Below are 20481 nucleotides of genomic sequence, written 5' to 3'. Positions count from 1 at the left end.
ACACTCCACCTCATATTGTCATTTTTTAACTTTTGCTTTATTTAACCCATCCTTAATTGCTTTTATGAGCCCATCACTCGTATATGTAGCTCCTGCCACAACCTCAACCTCTGAACTATTGGCTTTAATGACTCTCACTGGGATCTTTTCATAAACTATATTAGCTATTATTGGTATTTCTTGTTGCTCCAATATCTTAATTTCTTTTATTTCATATTTGTCAGTTGCTATTTGTACTTTTATAGGCCCAATATGTCCTTCTGCATTTCCCTCATAGATTCCTTCTTTATAAATTATATTTTTAGAACCACAAGATACTAGGCTAGTTGCTAAAACTATTATTAAAGTTAGTCCTAATAATTTTTTCAAATAAGTCTCCCCTCTTGTTATTATCCTTGACCTTCTCTGGAGTAAATATCGGTTATTATAATAAAATCGATTTTGAGCTTCTTCTCATTTCAAGTATACCATTTACTAGTCCATTATAAAACTCTTGAGAATTTTTTTAATATTTTTATATCCAAGGACAAAATATCCCCTCTAAAATGTCGATTATAATAAAGAAAAATAAGCCAATTATACTTAGAATTAAAATTCCTGAGTACATTTGTATATAGTTAATTCTCATCCATGAATCCATAATAAAATATCCCATGCCGTATTCAGTTCCGAAATTTTCAGTAAAAAACAAAACCGATATTGCTGTGCCTATGCCTATCCTAAGAGATGTTAATATAGCTTTAAGAATCCCTGGAAAAACAATTTCTTTTATTATTTGAAAATTTGTTGCTCCCAATGAATACATAGGATAAAAAACATCTTCAGGAATATTTTTCACTTCATCTCGTATATTAACTACTACGGGAAAAAAGGTAATTAAAAATATCATAACTATTTTTGTCAAATCTCCTAACCCAAAAATAAGCATTACTATAGGAAGTAATGCAATCTTGGGTATTGGATAATTAAAATATATAATTGGTGAAAATATTAAATCAATTTTTTTAAAGTATCCCATTAAAATACCCACTGGCACACCTATTGCCAATGTAAATAATATACCTACCATAATTCTATTAAAACTGTAAATAACATGGATTGAAATATCCTTATGAAAAGTTCTAAATATATTTATAACTATTGCATATGGTGGTGGAAATAAAGGCTTACTAATAATCATTGCTATTATTTGCCATAAACTAAAAATAATGATAAAAGCAATAACAAAATTAATTATTTTATATTCTTTAAGTCTCATTACTATGCGTCCCCTTTAAGAATTTTTCTAAGTTTACTATTTACATGGATATATTCTAAATCTACCTCCGTAGTTACACGTCCAAACAATGGATTGCTTATAACTTCAACTATTTTTCCTGGAGACGATGAGATTACAGCTATGTCCTTTGCTAAATATATTGCTTCCTTAATATCATGGGTTACAAGGATGGTGGTAACCTTATGTTCTTCCCATACTTCTAAAAACAATTTTTGAACATCCTCCCTAGTCATAGCATCTAATGCAGAAAAAGATTCATCCATTAAAAGTAAATCTGGTTTTAATAATAGAGCTCTAGCCAGGGAAACTCTCTGCATTTGTCCCCCACTTAGCTGACTGGGGTACCTTTTAACAAAGTCTTCAAGCTTTAACTCTTTTAGAATTTTTTTATAAAATTCTATATCTATATTCACCTTGCCATCTTTAATTTTAGTTGAAAGAAATATGTTTTCTTCTACGTTTTTCCATTTAACTAGTCCGTAATTCTGAGGTATTAACCCAATTCTATGATTTTTAGGATCTACTGTTTTTCCATCTATTAAAACTTCACCTTCATAGTCTACAATAATTCCTGCTAAAACTTTTAATAAGGTTGATTTGCCTCCCCCTGAGGGGCCAATTACAGCACATATTTCCCCCTTTTTCACTGTTAAATTTGCATTTTCTATCGCCTTTACATTTTTGTCTACATTTTTATAACAAACATTTAAATTATTTATTTTTATCATTTATTTCCACTCCACTCATGACATAAATCACTATCTATATCTAAGTTTTCAAGAATCCTCCCCACAGTGATATTTATAATATCGTCAATTGTTTTAGGCTTTTGATAAAAAGCTGGCATAGGCGGTATTATTCTAACATTTAAATCACTTAAAAAAAGCATGTTCTGAAGGTGAATAGAACTTAGAGGAGTTTCTCTTGGAATCAAAATCAACTTTCTTTTTTCTTTAATAATTACATCCGCAGCTCTTATTAGTAAATTATCGGAAGTACCACTTCGTATTTTTGAAAGGGTTCCCATTGAGCATGGCACAATTACCATTCCATCAGTCTTAAAGGAACCGCTTGCTATAGAGGAAAACATATCGTCTATTTCACATAGTTTAAGCGTTCCTTTGGTTTTATTCATATTTTGGAGCCATTCCTCAAAATTAATTTCAACCTCATATTCTAAAACCTTTCTACCATTATCTGTAATAACCAAATAAACTTCATTATCTTTTACTATTAGTTCTTCTATAAGTCGTACACCGTAAATGCTACCACTAGCTCCAGTAATCCCTACTATATATCTTCCCAAATAAATCACCTCTTAATTATAATATATAAACATATCTAATACAGTAAAAACAAATATCAAAACACTTACAACTTGGTTTATGTGATAAGAAGCAATTTTCATCTTCTTTTCGTTTGTTGGCGATACAATATAATGTTCTAATGCTAATAAAATAGCACTTATAAAAATACCAAATAAATATATAAGGCCTGTATGCATTATAAAATATAAGCTAAATAAAAGTAGAATCATAATAAAGTGAAACAAGGTGGATATGTATAAAGCATCCTTTAGGCCAAATTTAGCAGGTATAGAAAATAAACCTGCCTTTCTATCAAAGTCAATATCTTGTGTTGCATAAATTATATCAAACCCTGCTACCCATAGAGTAACTACAGCACCTAAAATAATTGGTGTGAGCGCAAATTTTCCTGTTATTGCAAGCCATGCTCCCACAGGAGCTCCTCCACAAGTAATACCTAGAATAATATGGCATATCCATGTAAATCTTTTAGTATAGGAATAAATTATAAAAAGAAAAAGCGCCACAGGTGATAATAGAAAACATAAATCATTTAATTCATAGGCTGCTAAAATAAAGATTGAAAAACACAGTATTATGATTCCCCAGACTTCATAATCCTTTACTATTCCTTTTGGCAAATGTCTACTTGCCGTTCTAGGATTCTTTTTATCAATATCTTTATCTACAATTCTATTGAGAGCATTAGCTCCATTGCGAGCTCCAATCAAAGCAATTAATATCCAAAATATTGTAGGACCTGAAGGTAACCCATCTGCTGCCCAAATCATTGCTATTAAAGCGAAAGGAAGTGAAAATAATGTATGCGAAAACATAACTAACTCTCCATATTTTTTAAGTTTCTTTAATACCATATTCCTTCCACCTCTTATCTACCATTTCCTTAATTTCATCCGACATTTCTATATCATCTGGCCAAGGTCTTAAATGTCCTTCTGTGGGCCATTTTTTTGTAGCATCTATACCTATTCTAGATCCATAATGAGGAGTATTTGATGCATGGTCTAGTGCATCTAAAGGTCCATCTGAAATTACCAGATCCCTCTTAGGGTCAATATTGTTAAATACTTTCCATGCAACGGTTGAAATATCATGTGGATCTATATTTTCATCTACAACTATAATCATTTTTGTATACATCATTTGTCCAAGACCCCATAGCGCATTCATAACTTTATGAGCATGCTTTGGATAGGCTTTTTTAATAGAAACAATTACACAATTATGAAATACTCCTTCTAAAGGGAAATTCATGTCTATTATTTCTGGGCATTGAACCTTTATTAGGGGTAAAAAAATCCGTTCTGTAGCTTTTCCTAGGTAACAATCTTCCATAGGAGGCTTACCTACAACGGTTGTAACATATACTGGATTCTTTTTTCTTGTAATCTTTTCAATATGAAACACGGGATACATATCTTCAAGAGAATAATATCCTGTATGGTCACCGAAGGGGCCTTCTAGTCTTTTTTCATCTAAGTCTACATATCCTTCTAGTACAAATTCAGCATTAGCAGGTACATAAATGTCATTGGTGATACATTTAACAATTTCTAAAGGTGATTTTCTAAGAAATCCTGCAAAAATCATTTCATCTATCATTTTTGGAAGTGGTGCAGTTGCTGCATATATAGTTGCCGGGTCACAGCCTATGGCTACAGATACAGGCATTTTCATTCCAAGCTTCCTATATTTTTCATATATCTCTTTGCCGTCTTTATGTAGATGCCAATGCATACCAGTGGTATTTTTATCATATACTTGAAGCCTATACATTCCAACGTTCTGCTGGTTAGTCTCTGGATCCTTTGTTATTACGAGTGGCAGTGTTATGTATCGTCCTCCATCTTTTGGCCAGCACTTTAATATTGGAAGTGTACTTAAATCCGCTTCCTCTATTATCTCTTGACAAGGTGCATTTTTGACTTTTTTAGGAAATACCCTTGCAAGCCTAGCAAGTTTTGGAATAGATTTTACCTTATTCATTAACGTTATGTAATTAGTAACGTCCATAAAATCCATTATAGTCTCCGCAATTTCATCAAGATCTTCCACTTCTAGTCCATAGTTAATTCTTTCGTAGCTTCCTAAAGAATTAATTAATACTGGGTAGTCAGAATTTTTCACATTCTTAAAAAGCAATGCGTTCCCATTTTTTTTTGAAACCCTATCAGCTATCTCCGTAATTTCAAGATCACTATCTACTTCTATTTCAATTTCATCTAAAAGTTTTTTTTCTTTCAAATAATTTATAAAATCCTGTAAATCTTTATAAGCCATAAAATGACTCCTTTCTAGAATTCATTAAGAATTCCGAGTTAATAATTTTTGTGTGATATCTTTAATTATTTCTTTACTTTCACAATCAGGTAATTTTTCTATATAATCAAAAGCTTTTTTAGTATATTTATTCGCTAAGTTTTGAGCTTTATCTATTCCTTTGTATTTATTAACTAATATAGTTATTTCGCGTACATCTTCATCACTTAATGAAGAGTTATCTAAAATAGTAGCAATCCTATTTTCTTTGTCCCCTACCATAGCATATATTAGGGGTAGTGTATAATACCCTTTTATTAAATCACTTTGAGGATTTTTCCCTAGTTTATTAGCATCTCCACTGTAATCCAGCGAATCATCTATAATTTGGAAAGCCATTCCAATATAGTAACCAACTCTTCCGAGTAATTTTGAAGTTTTCTCACTACAGTTAGATTCCTTTGCACCAGTGTAAAAGCTGATAGCAAATAAAGCTGCTGTTTTTCCAGATATAATCTTTATATATTTTTTAAGGCTTGTGTTTCTTGCGTATCTTATATTGTATTGTCTTATTTCCCCTATACATATTTTAGATATAGCCTTTGAAATATCTCTTAAGTTTTCCGTAGAATAATCAAATCCAGATAGCATTATAAAACATTGACAAAATAAAAAATCACCTATATACACTGCATATTCTTTACTGTATTTATGTTGTATGGTTTCTGTGCCGCGCCTCAGTTTTGATTCATCTACAATATCGTCATGAACTAATGTTGCCATATGCATCATTTCAATGGCAGCCGCTAAATTATACATTTTATCACAGTTATACTCCCCGAATTTTGCTGCTAATAACAGAAAGGCAGGCCTTAACATCTTGCCTCCTGCGTCAACTAATGGAGAAATAGCTTCATCAAACTTTTTCTCACTAGATTTTACATTGTTCTTAATTATTTTCTGAATGCTTTTCAATTCCTCTGCAATATCAGGGTAATCACCCCAAAACTTACTCATTTTATCACCTATGTCCAATTATTATTTTAAAATCTTTTTTTCATTTTATAACTATTAATTTCTTATTATAATTATTCCACTACAAAATCAAATGTCCTTTTAATTATTTTTAAAAGGACATTTGATTTATAAAATTCAATTTTTAATTATATAACTGTTGTTTAAATGTATAATTGTTAATCAACGTATAAATAAGATTTTTTAACAAATCCTATACGCTTCCAATATTTTTTAAGTACTGGTAATACATAGTAATCTAACCCGAAAGTACTTCCAGATCCACCTATAAGCGCGATTCCTGCACTTAAGTACCATAACATCTCAGTAGGAGCCATTCCTGAAGTCCAAATCATTATACCCATAGCAATTGACATAAGCGAAGCTAATGCTGTAAATAATCCAACTATCAATAATAATCCTACGCATATTTCTGCAATTACCATACCTGTTTGGAAAACTGAAGCTAAAGTCGTAAATCCACCGTCCCCTGTATAAAAGAAAGTATCCATAGACAATTTAACCATTTTCCCTATAAAACCTGGCACTGGCAAGGATGCCACTGCAGTCGTTGCCGCTTCTACTGCAGTCTTTGCTCCTTCTGCCGCAGCCGTTGCTGCAGTTGCTCCATCAACTACTGGAGCAGGTATTAAGAATATTTTTGAAGGATCGGCTATTATTTTAGGTAATTTTGCAAGCCCTTCTGATAACCACTTGTAACCAACGAATATTCTTAGTACTACTAGCCAAAAATTTGGAGATGACTTTGAAAAATGTCCACCTACAAGGCTTCTATTATCTTTAACATGGAAAAATTCATGCAATAAATATGAAAAGCATTTGTTAAACCCAGCAACCTGGATAAAGTACACAATATTTATAAAGTGTTTAACAAATAATGCGAAGAACCCAGATAAACTATAGAATTTTTTGCCGGATCCAATGCTTGCTAATCCATATTTACCACCTATGCATACCATTGCACCATGGAATGTAGGTTTATAAGATTTTTTTTCTAAGCCTAATATATCACTATAAACATTATGTGCAATTAATTCAGCAGATGCTTCTGCATTTTCAACCATCTGAGGAACAGGTCTTTCCTCACCTTCAGGAATAAAGAAGATATTATCACCAACAATATAAACATTTTTATAATCTAAAGATTGTAACTTGTCGTCAGTTACTATTCTTTTTCTACCCTTTTGCGCTATATCCATTTTACCGACAATATCTGAACCTTCAACACCAGCTGTCCAAATTACCGTGTAGGTATTAATGGTACCATTATTTCTTATTGTAGCACAATCTTTTGTAACTTCCGTAACACCGGCATTAGTTAGTACTTTAACTCCTAATTTGTTAAGTCTTTTCTTAGCTTTTGCAATTAACTTATCCGGAAAAGTAGGTAATATTTTAGGCAAGTCATCTACTAAATATAACGTTACCTCTTCTTCTCCTATGTAAAATTCCTTACATAATCTTTCTTTCCACTCCCCTAATTCACCCATCATTTCAACACCTGTGAACCCACCGCCAACAACAATAAACGTTAGCAGTTTTTGTCTTTCTGCTTTGTTTGGTTCTTTCACAGCTTTTCTGAACATTTGAAGGATATGCTCTTTTAAATTTACAGCATCTTCGTATGACCATAATTTGTGGCAGTATTCCTGCGCGCCGTTTATGCCAAAGTAAGTTGGCTTGGAGCCAGCACCAATAACTAGATAATCGTAATTATAGTTATTATTTTTAGATTTTAACACATTATTTTTAAAATCTAAATCTGTAATTTCGTCAAGTACAACCTCTACTTTTCTTTTTGCAAATATTTTTTTCAGATCAATTCTGATTGATTCTTCCGTTACCCTTCCAGCTGCCACTTCATGAAGTTCAGTAAGTAATGTATGGTATGGATTTTGATCTATAAGAGTAATTTCAACATTCTCATCTTTTTTAAACTTTTTAGCTAGTTTCTTCGCGGTTAATATTCCGCCATATCCGCCTCCAAGTATAGCTATTCTTTTCTTTTCACTCATACTATATCCCCTTCTGTTTAAAATTATTATTTTATAGGACTGTTTTTATAAAAATCATAGTTTATAAATATCAAACCATAGAATTATTAATACATTAGATTAAAATATATTACTTTATAAAAAATTAAATATGTTATTAACACTATCACCAAGTCTTTATTTATTTTGAACTTCCTTAGTTAAAATTTTATCATAATAATTTTAGCTAAGCAAATAAGAAAGCGATTTGTTCATTAATAATGTATTTTGTTAATTTAGTTCATGTATATGTTCCACGAGCTGGGTCTATAGCTGTTTACACTAGTTTAAATAAGTGTTATGATAACTGCGTTATTTACATTTCATTACAGCGCTTTATATTATTTTATCCATACTTCACTTTTTTTAAACTTTCTAAAATTATATTATTGGAGGCACTTTATGAAAAAAATTTTTTTAACACTTATGTTAGTATTAATAATGAGTATAAGCATCATTGGTTGTTCTAACAATCAAAAAAAAGATACAAGTTCACAATCCCTAAAGACTCTAACTATTGGTGTTATGCCTGATTTAGATTCCCTTCCACTTATTATAGCAGAGCACAATGGATATTTTAAGCAAGAAGGTTTCCAGGTAAAACTAGAGCATTTTAAAAGTGCATCGGATAGGGATACAGCTCTTCAAACCGGGAAAATTCATGGAGCAATATCTGATATGCTTTCGGTAGTATTTTTTAACGACAATAACTTTGATGTTAAAATCACATCAAAGACAGAAGGTAGCTTTAAATTGATCTCTGGAAAGAATTCTAATATTTCTAAAATTGAACAAGCTGATGGAAAATCCATAGGGATTTCTAAAAATACTATTATTGAATACTTAACAGATAGAATTATAGAAAGTTCAAACATAGATGTTAACTCACAAAAAAAAGTTGCAATACCAAAAATACCTACTCGCCTTGAGATGCTAACTAATGGTAAATTAGATATGGCTACATTACCAGAACCTCTTGCAAGTACTGCGATTTCTGCAGGTGGCAAGATTTTGAGTAGTTCTGATAAACTAGGTATAAACCCTGGTGTAATGTTATTCACAAAAGATGCAGTATCCTCAAAATCTGAAGAGATAAAATCATTTTATAGAGCTTATAATAAAGCTGTTGAATACTTGAATAAAGAAAAACCTGAAAGCTATATTGATTTTGTAATTAAAGAAGCTGGCTTCCCTGATACAATAAAAAGCACACTAACTATTCCGAATTATTCAAAGGCTTCTATGCCACCAGAAAAAGAGTTACAGGAAGTTATGACTTGGCTTAAAGCAAAAAAACTAACTACTAATAATTACAAATTACAAGACTTATCAAATAGTTCATTTATTAAATAATATACCACTGTAATAATATATAACCTCTTTTTCACTTAGTGTAGAAAGAGGCTACATCACTAGTAAAGGAAGGTGCTTTAATATGAGTAGATTTTTTAACAACAATGAAATAGAATTATTAGCTCCTGCAGGAACTTTCGAAATTTTTGAAAAGGTTATTCACAGCGGTGCTGATGCTGTATATTTGGGCGGCAAAAAATTAAATATGCGTATGCATCGAAAAGATTACAACCTGTCAAATGATGAATTAGAAAAAGCAATCAATATTGCTCATTCTTTAAATAAAAAAGTTTATGTAACAGTAAACAATCTTTTTAGTCAGCAGGATTTAAAAGATGCGGTGGAATATCTAAAATTCTTAGAAAAAGCTGGACCAGATGCTTTAATTATTCAAGATTTTAGCATATTAGAGTTAATAAATAGTTTAAATTTAAACCTAACTATCCATTCATCTGTAATGATGAATGTTCACAACTTAGAGACTATTAAAGCACTTCGAGGTTGTGGAATTACTAGGATTGTTGCGTCCAGGGACATGAATTTACAAACCATAAAGAACTTGCATTACCAAACCGATATGGAATTCGAATATTTTGCTCATGGAGATATGTGCATTGCCCATGGTGCTCAATGTTTGTATAGTGGCATGCTTTTCGGAAAGAGTAGTAATCGAGGACTTTGCATGAAGCCCTGCCGTTGGAATTTTACAATGAAACAAGATGGTCTAGCTTATCCTACAGAATATCCAATGGCTGTAAAAGATATGTATATGTATGAACATCTACCTGAAATGATTGAGGCAGGTATCCTCTCCTTTAAAATAGAAGGAAGAATGAAAGATGCAGATTATCTAGTTACCATGATTAATTACTACAGCGATGCTATAAATAGATATATTGATGACCCTATTTGCTATGATAGAAAAAAAGATGCCCAAAGTATTTATGGAACCCGCATTAGAGACTTATCTACCTGCAGTGCCTTTGGAAACCCAGGGCTCTCAAATATCAATAGACGCTATGAAGGTACGGGGAAATTTTATAGCCATGGTAAAGTTTTTAGTAAGCCTGTAGAAGAAATCGAAATTAGTAAAGAAACGGTAGAACAAATCAAAACCCTTTTGAATGAAAAAACTTCTCTAGCACAGAAACCTAATCTAAGTGTAAAAGTCAATTCCTATTCACAAGCTAAAGTCGCGATAGAGGTCGGTGTAGACGCGATTTATTTATCTGGAGAAGTTTTTGCGCCAAACCTTCCTTTTAGCAAGAGTGAAATACTTAAATTAACAAATGGAAAAGGAAATACAAAAATATATCTAGGCTTTCCAAAAATGATGTTTGAAGAGGATTTTTCAAAATACAATCATTTACTTGTGAAAAATAACTTAGGACTTGATGGCTTATTAGTAACCAATTTAGGAGCTATTCATAAATACAAATCTTTAGGACTTGAGCTTATTGGAGATTATTCCTTAAACATTTATAATCAATATGCGGCTAGTTTCTATGAAAAGCAAGGTTTATCTGTTGCTACACTTTCTGTAGAGACCCCACTGCTAGACGCTAAACAGACCATTGCTAAATCACCAATTCCTATTGAAATCATAGTTCACGGCTCTCCAACAGTTATGTATATGGATCATAATTTATATGAGAATACCAAAGTCTTAGAGTCTGTGATATGCGAGAATAATTCTCACGTTGATAACAAGGTGTTAGTTTTAGTTGATGAAAAAAAACATGAACACCCAATATATCAAGATAACTATGGTAGGAATCATATGATGCTTTATAAAGAGCTTTGTTATCTTCCCTTTTTAAAAGAACTAAATGATATTGGTGTAACCCATTTTAGAATTGAAGCTTGTCATTATGATACTAATAATCTACGAAAAGTTTTAAGCATTTACAGAGAAGCCATTAATGACTTAAGCAAATGTGAAGAATTATTCCATTCCCTAAGTCCTAGTGATGCTGGATTTACTCTTGGAGCATTTCAATTTAATAATGAAGGCGGTTATAATAATGTGTAATTATATAGGTCCTGAAAAAATTATTCAAAAGAAAAAAGAATTCCTTTTTCCCTGTTCGCAGCATTTTTATAAAAACCCACCTCAGATTACACGTGGAGAAATGCAGTATTTATTTGATTCAGAAGGTAAAAAATATCTCGATTTTTTTGCAGGAGTTTCTGTTGTTAATTGCGGTCATTGTAACCCTGAAATTTTAGATGCAACAATAGAACAAATGAAAACCCTTCAACATACAAGTACTATATATTTAACACAGCCAATAGTTGATCTAGCTGAAAAGCTTTCATCTGTATTACCTGGGGATGTTAATCATTCGTTCTTCTGCTGTACGGGCTCAGAAGCTAATGAAGGTGCTCTTTTACTTGCTAGACTTTACACAGGCAGAAATGAATTTATTTCATTGAATAATAGCTTACATGGTAGAACTTATTTAACTATGAGTGTTACAGGAATACCTATGTGGAGAGCAGATCCTACGCTTTCTGATTGTGTTACCTTTGCCCCCAATACTTATGCTAAAGAGAAAAGCATTGAAGCAGCAGCTACAGAATCCTTAGAATCTGTAGAAAAATTAATTGAGGCTAAAGGACCAGATAAGATTGCTGCTTTAATTGCAGAGCCCGTGCAAGGTAATGGAGGCATTATAACTCCACCTCAGTGGTATTTCAAAAAATTAAAAACTCTACTTGAAAAACATGGAATACTATTAATTATTGATGAAGTTCAAACAGGATTTGCAAGAACTGGTAAGATGTTTGCCATAGAACATTATGAAATAATTCCAGATATAATTACAGTGGCAAAAGCTCTTGGAAACGGAATGCCGATATCAGCTTTTTGCACGAATGATAAAATTGCAGCAACATTTACCAAAGCTTCTGCATCTACTTTAGGTGGAAATCCAGTAGCTGCAAGTACTGCTATAGCTGTCCTTGACTACATTTCTAAAAATAACTTATGTATAAATGCAGAAAATTTAGGAGTAAAATTAAAAAGTGGCCTTCTAAAACTTAAGGAAAAGTACCCAATAATTTATGATGTTAGAGGTATAGGCCTTATGTTAGGTGTAGAGCTAGTAAAAGAAAATGGTGAACCAGCGTTTAAAGAAACTGACTTTGTATTAGAGATATTAAAGGATGAAGGCATTCTTTTGGGTAAAAATGGAATAGGTAGAAATGTGCTAGCTTTCCAGCCACCTCTTGTTATAACAAAAAATGATGTAGATTTTATGATAGATAAATTAAATTTAGCTTTGAGTAAATTATGTTAGTTTCCACGCGCTAATATAATACAATATGTTCATTAATGATATATTCGAATAAAAAAAAACTAAGTCTTAACTTTTAAGACTTAGTTTTTTATTGTGGTTATGTGTTATATTGCTGAAAAACAAATGATAAATATTACATATCTCTAGGATCTATATCATTAATCATTTTTGCAGTCCCCAGTATGTACCATTTAACTTCCTTTTTCTCTACGCTTGATACTTTACCAAGTATTCGAGATTTAGACATAAGTCCTGCAAGTGAACCTACAAATGAAGGTGTATTTAATTGTACTTTCTTGATTTTTTTCACACTATCTATATCTTTAATAGTAGGCTCCTTAGGAATAGAGTTGTTTATTTCTTTACTCGTTTTACCTTTTTCTTTACTGGTAGCCCCCAAATCTTCTAGTGTTTTATAGATTTTTTCCATCATATGTTTTTTTCTTTCAATACTTATGCTAGGACTTTCAACTTCTGTGTATTCTACTGATTTTTTCATAATCATCGTTCCTTCCTTTAATTACAATAACCTAATAATGTGTTTATATCTATTATAACATGACTTTTAACATTTTTTTTAAAAATACTGAAATTTAAAATAGTGCAACTAGTGACACTATTTCATTTCAATTAAATTATCCCAATATTTCTTTGGCATATGTTGCATTTGTAATCTATTATTACTCCTTTCCTGTATGCTAATACTTTTATGAAAAACTTTCCAAAGATCTTGATAGAATAACTCTTCCTTCTCATTACTTTCTAATTTTTCAAATTTCAAATCCCTTAATATCCATTCATGATTTTCATAAACTACACCTGTTTTTCTCTTCACATCATGAATTATCCACTTTTCATTTGTAAGTCTTACTTTAAAGTGATTTGCTATGAGCTCAAGAATATTGTAAGTAGGTTCAATTGCTGCATACAATATGCCCTTGAATTCTTGAAATCTAACTAATCCTAAAAATCTATGTGCTTCAAAGCCAACTTTTCTAGAATATTTCTGTACTTCATTTACAATGTCATCTGTTAGAAAATCATTAACTTTATTCCCTAACTTAAACCCTAACTGTATATATTTAAATAATATTAACTCTATTCCTTGTACCTCAGACAAAAACGCTTGATACACATGAATTAATGCATCTTTTGAGATTTTTTCTAGTATTGACTTAGATACTTTATTTGATTTTATTATATCAGTTTCTATAAACTTGTCCTTATATATCATATCAAAAGTATAGCTATCTATCCTATCTATGCCTTCAGGTATTCTATCATAGTAACAACCATATACAACAGATAAAAACCCATCAAAACTTCCATCATAAATGTATCTAACCAAATAAATCACTCCTTTGAGTAAACAAGCTCATTTGTTGTGGCTTATCAAAACTTTCATAGTCTAATAAATAATTTATGATCCTTCCTCTTTCCATCGCCTTATCTCCATAAAATTTACCACTACAAGTTATAAAGTATCTAGCTCTTTTGAGCACTACTCCTATTTTTTTTAAATTATCATAGGAAAGATTGCAAAGTCTTCTTGATTTTATAATTCTTAAAGCCGATGTTACTCCTATTCCAGGCACTCTAAGTAATGTTTCATAGGGAGCGTTATTTACTTCTAACGGAAACTTATCCAAATTATTTAATGCCCAAAAGGCTTTGGGATCTAAATTTATATCAAAGTTCGGATTTTGCTCATCTAATAATTCATTTGCCTTAAATCCATAATATCTTAAAAGCCAATCTGCTTGATACATTCTATGTTCTTTTAATATTGGAGGTGTGCTTTGAATAGCGGGTAAATTTGCGTGCTGCACCACCGGCACATAAGCAGAATAATACACCCTCTTAAGCCCAAAAGTATTATATAATCCTTCAGTAAGACTAATTACTCTTAAATCACTTTCATTAGTTGCCCCTACCATTATCTGAGTACTTTGTCCACCAGGAGTAAATCTAGGAGCTTTAAATCCTTTTTTCTTATATTCATTAGATTCTATTATACTGTGTTTAATAAGTCGCATAGGTTTTAATATATCTGCCTTATTCTTTTGAGGTGCTAAGAGTTTTAAGCTTTTTTCTGACGGCAACTCAATATTTACACTCATTCTGTCTGCATACAATCCCGCCTCATATATGAGCTTTGGATCAGAGCCTGGAATAGCTTTTACATGAATATATCCATTAAATTTGTGAATCAGTCTTAAATCCTTTAAAATTCTCACTAAATTTTCCATCGTGTAATCTGGGCTTCTTTCTACCCCAGAACTTAAAAATAATCCTTCGATATAATTTCTTCTATAGAAATTTATAGTTAAATCTACTACTTCTTTTGGAGTAAAGCTTGTTCTCTCCAGATCATTACTAGCTCTATTAATACAATATTTACAATCGTATATGCATTTATTGGTATACAAAATTTTAAGTAGCGAAATACATCTACCATCCTGTGACCAGGAATGGCAAATACCTGTTGATGCTGCATTACCTATGCCTCCCTTTGTGTTCTTTCTATTAGAACCGCTCGAAGAACAAGACGCATCATACTTCGCTGAATTAGATAATATTTCAAGTTTTTTCATTATATCCACTTTTATCACCCCGCAAACGTTTGTTCTTATTTTATCACGTTTTGTCCAATTTTAATAGATATATTTCCTGGATAATCACGAAACTCTATTAAAATACACATTAACCACGCTACCATTTCCATAGCATCTTTTTCCTATCTTAATACTATTTATACTTGAACATCCCTCTACTTGAACTAAATATACCTGTCTTCCATTATTAATGGGAAAACTTATTTCACTCTCTTTTTCAAATTCTAAAGAATATATATTTATTCTTGATTAACTTTTATTAGTGCAATAGCTTCTTTACTTACCATGTGTAACCATTTATTTTCTCTTTCTTCCCACGCAAACTGACAATTTCCATATTTCTATGGGGCTGTTTATCAAATTTAAATGATTTTACAAAAAAAGCCTAGCAATTACGCTAGGCTAACTTCTTCCACATTTCTTATTACAAATTCTTTTCGTAAGACTCAACCATTTTCTTAACCATTTGTCCGCCTACCGAACCATTCTCTCTTGAGGTTAAATCTCCATTGTAACCGTCTGTAAGATTTACTCCTACTTCTTTAGCAGCTTCCATTTTAAATTTGTTTAATCCAACCTTAGCCTCCGGAACCAATACTCTATTTCTTGACATATAATAACCTCCTCTATATTTGATAATCATTTTCAATTACACTATTATCATGTGTATTATTATAAACAATATTCATAGAAAATTATGTCTATTCCAATATAATTAAATAGATGATTTTTAAGGGCTAGTTATTATATAAATTGAGTCCCACTATTCCAATAGATATTAGCTCATCTACATCCTTTCCTGGATAGGAATATTTTTTTTCTTCTTCACACAATGGTTGAGGGAATGAACTACTGCCAGTTATATAGGCTGTTAAAAATGTAATACTTCCAATCATATTTAATAAACAATTCATGAAAAACGCAGATGTTCCTCCTACCAGAGCTTCTAAATATAATATGATTTGTTATTTGTTTTCATGTACCTAATATTTAATTATTAAATAAGAACTTTTAAGGCCGGTTTCTAAAATGCTTTTGCAGAAGGGACCCACTAGAGGACCCTATACATACTCATACCCTAAAAATTTTATTTATTCTACCACATTATATTTTTTTACGCATTTATAATTGATAACCAACAATTAGACATTTTCTTGATTTCAATGTTGCATTACAAAAACAAGTTTTGATAAATCAATATTCATAAATGAATACTCATAGGAGTAATAATACTATTTTAAAAGAATGCAGGAACTTGGACTCTATACTTTAGATATAGATGAGATTAAAGGTAAAATAGAAAATTTAAATTTAACTAATATATTTAATAAAAAACTTATATAGATTAAGAAATTGAAAGGCCCGCCTTAAAGTCTGGCCTTTTTCATTTGGAGAAAATTAATATTCACGTTTTCATTTTATATGATAAAAAAATTGCTTTAAACTGGACATAATATGAATCTTATGCTACCTTTTATTTATGGTTTCTATTATACAATTGAGGAGGCGTTTTGTGAAAATCGGTTATGATGTTTATGATTCCCCTATTGGGCTTATCCATGTAGTAGTGAATGAGATTGGTGTTATAAAAGTAGAAATTTTTGAAGAAGATTGGATACAATACAAGAAAAAACATGAAGCTATTCCCAAAGATAATGAGTTATGCAAGGAAGTTATAGTTCAGCTAGACGAATATTTCAAAGGTAAAAGGAAAAATTTCGATATACCTTTATCTATAGAAGGCACACAGTTCAGAAAAAAAGTATGGAAAGCCCTTAGAGATATACCTTATGGTGAAACGCGGAATTATTTGCAAATTGCAGAATCCATCGGAAACCCTAAAGCTGTAAGGGCAGTAGGTCAAGCTAATAAATATAACCAATTGCCTATAATTATACCCTGTCACAGGGTCATTGGTAAAAGTGGTAAGTTGGTAGGCTTTGCTGGTAATAGAACGCCTACACAAAAATTACTATTGGAAATTGAAGGATTCAATTTCCAATAGTAATTTTTACACATAATAATAATTATAGACATAGCCCTAATAATGGTTATGTCTATAATCTAATTTAAAATTTTTATCAAATACAATCCATCATCTAAAATACTTAGTTCACAACTAAATTTAACACCCACATCAATCAGTTCAAAGCATACGTCCCTTGTACTATCTATATCAAATAGGCACTTTCCCTTTTCATCTAAAGCACTTACAGCATCTTCATGAATGCCTTCTCTCAATAGATTCTCTTTAACTTCTTTATTTAACATTTTCACGCCTCCAACTTAATAAAATTCTTAGTGTCGAAATTATTTTTTCTCAAACAATCTATTATCTAATCAGATACTAAATTTAAAAATTGTTTTATTCTTGGGTTAGTTGTGTTAATTAATAACTCCTTCGGTGTTCCCCTGTCAACAATGATTCCGTTATCCATAAATATTATATTGTCTGCTACTTCTCTTGCAAAACTCATATTATGAGTAACAACTACCATTGTCATACCTTCAAGTGATAGATCCTTCATAACTTTAAGCACCTCCGCTTCAAGCTCAGGATCCAGTGCAGATGTTGGCTCGTCAAATAATAGTACTAATGGTTCTATAGCCATAGCACGCGCTATAGCAACCCTTTGTTGTTGTCCTCCTGAAAGCTCATGAGGATAACTGTTGCACTTGTCTAAAAGCCCAACCTTATCTAAAAGCTTAAGTGCTTTATCATGGGCTGCCTTCTTAGATTGCTTAAGTACAGTAACAAGCCCTTCCATAATATTTTCTACCACAGTCATATGAGGAAATAAATGGAATCCTTGAAATACCATTCCAGTATTCCTGCGAAGTGATATCACTTCTTTATCAGTTGGATTTTTATTTTCCCCAAACACTAATTCATTATCCCCAATGCTCATAGTCCCCTTATTAGGCAGTTCTAGCAAATTCATACATCTAAGAAGTGTGGTTTTACCCGAACCTGAAGGCCCTATAATAATGGTTGCTTCGCCTCTTACAATTCGCAAATCTATACCTTTTAATATTTCATTATTTCCGAAACTCTTGTGTAAATTTTTTATATTAATCATGAATTTCCTCCAATTACCTAGCGACATATTTTTCAAGATTTTTCTCTATTTTCTGTTGAATTGTAGATAGTATAGTACAAAATAATAGATATATAAAGGCCACTTCACAGTACAATACAAGTGGTTCATATGTTACTGCTGTTATTCTTTGAGCAATCTGAAACATTTCCGCTAAAGTAATCGACGCAGCAAGGGATGTATCTTTAACAAGGCTTATAAATGAATTTGACAGCGGCGGTACAGATACTCTAGCTGCTTGTGGCAAAATTATACGAATCAACGACTGAGTATGAGTCATACCAATTGAAGATGCTGCTTCCCACTGCCCCTTAGGTATAGATAGAATTGCAGCCCTAATTACTTCCGAATTATAAGCTCCAACATTTAATGTAAAACCTATAATTGCTGCCGGTAAAGCTCCCATGGTTATACCAGCAGCTGGTAATCCGTAGAATATTATAAATAACTGCACGAGAAGCGGTGTCCCTCTTATTATCCAAACATAAAAACTTGATATTAAAACTAATGATTTATGTTTGGATATACGTGCAAGAGCCGTTGCCATAGCCACAATTGAACCGAGTATGAAAGAAAGCACTGCCACTGGAATGGTAAATTTTACACCAGCTATTAATAAAGGAAAAAAAGAGTCTTTAATTATGTTTAATATTCTTAGTGTTTGCACATCAAAATTCATCTTATCACCCTCTTATTTTGATACATCGCTGCCAAACCACTTATTTGAAATTTTTAAATAAGCACCATCTGCTTTCATATCAATAAGTGCTTTATTAACCGCATCCACTAATTCTTTATTTCCCTTTTTAAACATAAATGCGCTTGGCTGTGCATTTCCTTCCTCATCAACAACTTTTATAGCAAGGTCTGGTTTTTGTTTTTTAAGATCAAGATAAGATAAACTGTCATTAACTGTGGCATCTACCCTTTTAGAACCTAAAAGGTCAATTGCTTGATTAAAGCTGTCAACTGGTTGAAGTATTGCACCATTATCTTTTGCAATTTTAGATAAGTTACTAGTTAATGATTGAGCAGATTTCTTCCCCTTCAAATCTTCAAACTTTTTGATAGTGTTATCATCACTGTTTACTATAAGCACTGCTTTTGAAACTATATATGGTTCTGAAAAATCATATTTTTCTTGTCTATCTGGTTGAATTCCAACTAGATTTACTACCATATCAAATCGCTTTGCGTCGAGCCCAGCAAACATACCATCCCACTTTGTTTCCACAAATTCTGGTTTTACGGAAAGACGTTTAGATACTTCCTCTGCAATTCCAACATCAAAACCAGTTAACTTTCCTGATTTATCATGGAAGCTGTATGGTGCGTATGTTCCTTCAGTACCAATTTGTATTTTCCCTTCACTCTTTATTTTTGATAATAGGTCCTTAGATTCAGTGTTTTTACTACTACTTGTGGCGCATCCTACAAGTCCCAGTGTTGCTATTAATAAAGTACTAATTAATACAGATGTTTTTTTCATTTATTACCCTCCTAGTATTCCTATCGTTTTAGTAATGTATTGCATTGTATTTATAATACCATAGGTTTTCTTTTACTGTCAATATTTATTTTTAAGTTACTATAGTGAAGACTAATTATATATTATCACCATATTCATTTGTTTTGAAAACAAAAAAAAGCCCTAGTGAGCTCTTTTTTTCATTTTCCCTATATAAACATACATATTCAAAGCAGCTCTTCGACTCTTTCATCCCCCTACAATCTATTTCAATTGATTATTTCCACATACTCATCTTCTGGAAGTTGCCTTATGAATTCATATTCTTTTACATACATTAACCGAATTTTTTTTCCCTCTTCGCTTGAAGTTTGAGGCTCTTCTTTATTAACTTTCATTTCAACTATATCCGCCTCAATTAACCTATCATCATCAATACCGATTCTAAATTTATATGTATTAGCAATATGTTCATTCCAAGACTCTAGGTAAACCGCCTGCATTATTGTATTTTCACATTTTGAACACTTGATATTTAGTTCCTGTCCAACTTTTTCAATGAGTACTCTATTGTTATCACATGTTTTGCACACCATAGTTCTATACATATTTAACCACCTCCACTAATTATATGTAATAAGGCGAAGATTTATTCTAAAAAATTCTATAAGAAATTAATAGAAAAAAAGATAGCAAAACCTTATTATAAAG

Annotated in this window: 22 protein-coding genes and 1 pseudogene; 4 read left to right on the top strand and 19 right to left on the bottom strand. The window is 31.6% G+C overall.

Annotation, left to right across the window (positions count from 1 at the left end; translation table 11 throughout):
* Positions 1–18 precede the first annotated feature (18 nt).
* The 8 genes from KTC94_RS02360 to KTC94_RS02325 all read right to left on the bottom strand — a co-directional run bounded on the left by KTC94_RS02360 (position 19) and on the right by KTC94_RS02325 (position 7916).
* Entirely contained in the window at positions 19–369 is a 351-nt protein-coding gene (locus KTC94_RS02360; RefSeq protein ID WP_165412786.1) for an FMN-binding protein, read from the bottom strand.
* A 145-nt stretch (positions 370–514) separates the two neighbouring features.
* Positions 515–1258: an ABC transporter permease gene (locus tag KTC94_RS02355; RefSeq protein WP_165412785.1), complete on the bottom strand. Its 744-nt coding sequence runs from the start codon at positions 1256–1258 to the stop codon at positions 515–517.
* A 2-nt stretch (positions 1259–1260) separates the two neighbouring features.
* Positions 1261–2007 (bottom strand): ATP-binding cassette domain-containing protein, encoded by a 747-nt coding sequence (locus KTC94_RS02350; RefSeq protein ID WP_216302834.1) that lies wholly within the window; start codon positions 2005–2007, stop codon positions 1261–1263.
* Entirely contained in the window at positions 2004–2585 is a 582-nt protein-coding gene (locus KTC94_RS02345; protein ID WP_220320191.1) for a UbiX family flavin prenyltransferase, read from the bottom strand. Before KTC94_RS02345 ends, KTC94_RS02350 begins: the two co-directional genes overlap by 4 nt.
* Before the next feature lie 12 nt (positions 2586–2597).
* The gene (locus KTC94_RS02340; protein ID WP_220320192.1) at positions 2598–3461 is read right to left on the bottom strand and encodes a UbiA-like polyprenyltransferase; all 864 of its coding nucleotides are present in this window, start codon (positions 3459–3461) and stop codon (positions 2598–2600) included.
* Complete coding sequence (locus KTC94_RS02335) at positions 3442–4887, bottom strand: menaquinone biosynthesis decarboxylase (protein ID WP_220320193.1); 1446 nt, start codon at positions 4885–4887, stop codon at positions 3442–3444. The genes KTC94_RS02340 and KTC94_RS02335 overlap by 20 nt, the downstream gene beginning before the upstream one ends.
* A gap of 24 nt (positions 4888–4911) precedes the next feature.
* Positions 4912–5883, bottom strand: a complete 972-nt coding sequence (locus tag KTC94_RS02330) for a polyprenyl synthetase family protein (RefSeq protein WP_216302831.1) — start codon at positions 5881–5883, stop codon at positions 4912–4914.
* Positions 5884–6059: 176 nt separating this feature from the next.
* Positions 6060–7916 carry an FAD-dependent oxidoreductase gene (locus KTC94_RS02325; protein WP_216302830.1) on the bottom strand — a complete coding sequence of 619 codons (1857 nt, stop codon included), beginning with the start codon at positions 7914–7916 and terminating at the stop codon, positions 6060–6062.
* A gap of 420 nt (positions 7917–8336) precedes the next feature.
* Here KTC94_RS02325 and KTC94_RS02320 point away from each other — a divergent pair, with 420 nt between their 5' ends.
* The 3 genes from KTC94_RS02320 to KTC94_RS02310 all read left to right on the top strand — a co-directional run bounded on the left by KTC94_RS02320 (position 8337) and on the right by KTC94_RS02310 (position 12589).
* The gene (locus KTC94_RS02320; protein ID WP_220320194.1) at positions 8337–9287 is read left to right on the top strand and encodes an ABC transporter substrate-binding protein; all 951 of its coding nucleotides are present in this window, start codon (positions 8337–8339) and stop codon (positions 9285–9287) included.
* Positions 9288–9369: 82 nt separating this feature from the next.
* Positions 9370–11319, top strand: a complete 1950-nt coding sequence (locus KTC94_RS02315; protein ID WP_220320195.1) for a peptidase U32 family protein — start codon at positions 9370–9372, stop codon at positions 11317–11319.
* Positions 11312–12589 (top strand): aspartate aminotransferase family protein, encoded by a 1278-nt coding sequence (locus tag KTC94_RS02310; RefSeq protein WP_220320196.1) that lies wholly within the window; start codon positions 11312–11314, stop codon positions 12587–12589. The genes KTC94_RS02315 and KTC94_RS02310 overlap by 8 nt, the downstream gene beginning before the upstream one ends.
* Positions 12590–12722: 133 nt before the next feature.
* On the opposite strand, the gene KTC94_RS02305 is transcribed toward KTC94_RS02310, so the two are convergent.
* From KTC94_RS02305 to KTC94_RS02280, 6 genes and pseudogenes are all read right to left on the bottom strand, one after another.
* Positions 12723–13088 carry a hypothetical protein gene (locus KTC94_RS02305; protein ID WP_216302826.1) on the bottom strand — a complete coding sequence of 122 codons (366 nt, stop codon included), beginning with the start codon at positions 13086–13088 and terminating at the stop codon, positions 12723–12725.
* 117 nt (positions 13089–13205) lie between these two features.
* Positions 13206–13937 carry a TIGR03915 family putative DNA repair protein gene (locus KTC94_RS02300; protein WP_220320197.1) on the bottom strand — a complete coding sequence of 244 codons (732 nt, stop codon included), beginning with the start codon at positions 13935–13937 and terminating at the stop codon, positions 13206–13208.
* Positions 13930–15192, bottom strand: coding sequence for a putative DNA modification/repair radical SAM protein (locus KTC94_RS02295; protein ID WP_220320198.1), 1263 nt, complete (start codon positions 15190–15192; stop codon positions 13930–13932). Before KTC94_RS02295 ends, KTC94_RS02300 begins: the two co-directional genes overlap by 8 nt.
* Before the next feature lie 75 nt (positions 15193–15267).
* Positions 15268–15396 carry a hypothetical protein gene (locus KTC94_RS02290; RefSeq protein WP_258280755.1) on the bottom strand — a complete coding sequence of 43 codons (129 nt, stop codon included), beginning with the start codon at positions 15394–15396 and terminating at the stop codon, positions 15268–15270.
* 232 nt (positions 15397–15628) lie between these two features.
* Complete coding sequence (locus KTC94_RS02285) at positions 15629–15817, bottom strand: alpha/beta-type small acid-soluble spore protein (protein WP_165413544.1); 189 nt, start codon at positions 15815–15817, stop codon at positions 15629–15631.
* Positions 15818–15959: 142 nt separating this feature from the next.
* A pseudogene (locus KTC94_RS02280) lies at positions 15960–16118 on the bottom strand (RNA polymerase subunit sigma-70); the annotation flags it as partial.
* A 584-nt stretch (positions 16119–16702) separates the two neighbouring features.
* On the opposite strand from KTC94_RS02280, the gene KTC94_RS02275 reads away from it, so the two are divergent.
* Complete coding sequence (locus KTC94_RS02275; protein ID WP_216302841.1) at positions 16703–17209, top strand: methylated-DNA--[protein]-cysteine S-methyltransferase; 507 nt, start codon at positions 16703–16705, stop codon at positions 17207–17209.
* A gap of 59 nt (positions 17210–17268) precedes the next feature.
* Here the strand turns inward: KTC94_RS02275 and KTC94_RS02270 are convergent, their stop codons facing one another.
* The 5 genes from KTC94_RS02270 to KTC94_RS02250 form a co-directional block, all read right to left on the bottom strand.
* On the bottom strand, positions 17269–17475 hold the full coding sequence (locus tag KTC94_RS02270; RefSeq protein WP_165413541.1) for a hypothetical protein: 207 nt from the start codon (positions 17473–17475) through the stop codon (positions 17269–17271).
* Between the two features lie 65 nt (positions 17476–17540).
* The gene (locus KTC94_RS02265; protein WP_220320199.1) at positions 17541–18284 is read right to left on the bottom strand and encodes an amino acid ABC transporter ATP-binding protein; all 744 of its coding nucleotides are present in this window, start codon (positions 18282–18284) and stop codon (positions 17541–17543) included.
* Positions 18285–18297: 13 nt separating this feature from the next.
* Positions 18298–18981, bottom strand: a complete 684-nt coding sequence (locus tag KTC94_RS02260; protein WP_216302822.1) for an amino acid ABC transporter permease — start codon at positions 18979–18981, stop codon at positions 18298–18300.
* A gap of 12 nt (positions 18982–18993) precedes the next feature.
* Positions 18994–19791, bottom strand: a complete 798-nt coding sequence (locus KTC94_RS02255; protein ID WP_220320200.1) for an amino acid ABC transporter substrate-binding protein — start codon at positions 19789–19791, stop codon at positions 18994–18996.
* 248 nt (positions 19792–20039) lie between these two features.
* The gene (locus tag KTC94_RS02250) at positions 20040–20378 is read right to left on the bottom strand and encodes a hypothetical protein (RefSeq protein ID WP_165413537.1); all 339 of its coding nucleotides are present in this window, start codon (positions 20376–20378) and stop codon (positions 20040–20042) included.
* Positions 20379–20481 lie beyond the last annotated feature (103 nt).

Origin of the sequence: Clostridium sp. CM028, assembly GCF_030585565.1 — a bacterium.
Taxonomy (GTDB): domain Bacteria; phylum Bacillota; class Clostridia; order Clostridiales; family Clostridiaceae; genus Clostridium_AD; species Clostridium_AD estertheticum_B.
Note: the sequence above shows the minus strand (reverse complement) of the source record. Positions and strands in the feature narration are given on the sequence as shown.

Bases quoted from the DNA above. Each gene is read 5' to 3' on its own strand.
- KTC94_RS02355 (WP_165412785.1), bottom strand. From the start codon at position 1,258: ATGAGACTTAAAGAATATAAAATAATTAATTTTGTTATTGCTTTTATC.
- KTC94_RS02350 (WP_216302834.1), bottom strand. From the start codon at position 2,007: ATGATAAAAATAAATAATTTAAATGTTTGTTATAAAAATGTAGACAAA.
- KTC94_RS02340 (WP_220320192.1), bottom strand. From the start codon at position 3,461: ATGGTATTAAAGAAACTTAAAAAATATGGAGAGTTAGTTATGTTTTCG.
- KTC94_RS02335 (WP_220320193.1), bottom strand. From the start codon at position 4,887: ATGGCTTATAAAGATTTACAGGATTTTATAAATTATTTGAAAGAAAAA.
- KTC94_RS02330 (WP_216302831.1), bottom strand. From the start codon at position 5,883: ATGAGTAAGTTTTGGGGTGATTACCCTGATATTGCAGAGGAATTGAAA.
- KTC94_RS02325 (WP_216302830.1), bottom strand. From the start codon at position 7,916: ATGAGTGAAAAGAAAAGAATAGCTATACTTGGAGGCGGATATGGCGGA.
- KTC94_RS02320 (WP_220320194.1), top strand. From the start codon at position 8,337: ATGAAAAAAATTTTTTTAACACTTATGTTAGTATTAATAATGAGTATA.
- KTC94_RS02315 (WP_220320195.1), top strand. From the start codon at position 9,370: ATGAGTAGATTTTTTAACAACAATGAAATAGAATTATTAGCTCCTGCA.
- KTC94_RS02310 (WP_220320196.1), top strand. From the start codon at position 11,312: ATGTGTAATTATATAGGTCCTGAAAAAATTATTCAAAAGAAAAAAGAA.
- KTC94_RS02305 (WP_216302826.1), bottom strand. From the start codon at position 13,088: ATGAAAAAATCAGTAGAATACACAGAAGTTGAAAGTCCTAGCATAAGT.
- KTC94_RS02285 (WP_165413544.1), bottom strand. From the start codon at position 15,817: ATGTCAAGAAATAGAGTATTGGTTCCGGAGGCTAAGGTTGGATTAAAC.
- KTC94_RS02270 (WP_165413541.1), bottom strand. From the start codon at position 17,475: ATGTTAAATAAAGAAGTTAAAGAGAATCTATTGAGAGAAGGCATTCAT.
- KTC94_RS02265 (WP_220320199.1), bottom strand. From the start codon at position 18,284: ATGATTAATATAAAAAATTTACACAAGAGTTTCGGAAATAATGAAATA.
- KTC94_RS02260 (WP_216302822.1), bottom strand. From the start codon at position 18,981: ATGAATTTTGATGTGCAAACACTAAGAATATTAAACATAATTAAAGAC.
- KTC94_RS02255 (WP_220320200.1), bottom strand. From the start codon at position 19,791: ATGAAAAAAACATCTGTATTAATTAGTACTTTATTAATAGCAACACTG.
- KTC94_RS02250 (WP_165413537.1), bottom strand. From the start codon at position 20,378: ATGTATAGAACTATGGTGTGCAAAACATGTGATAACAATAGAGTACTC.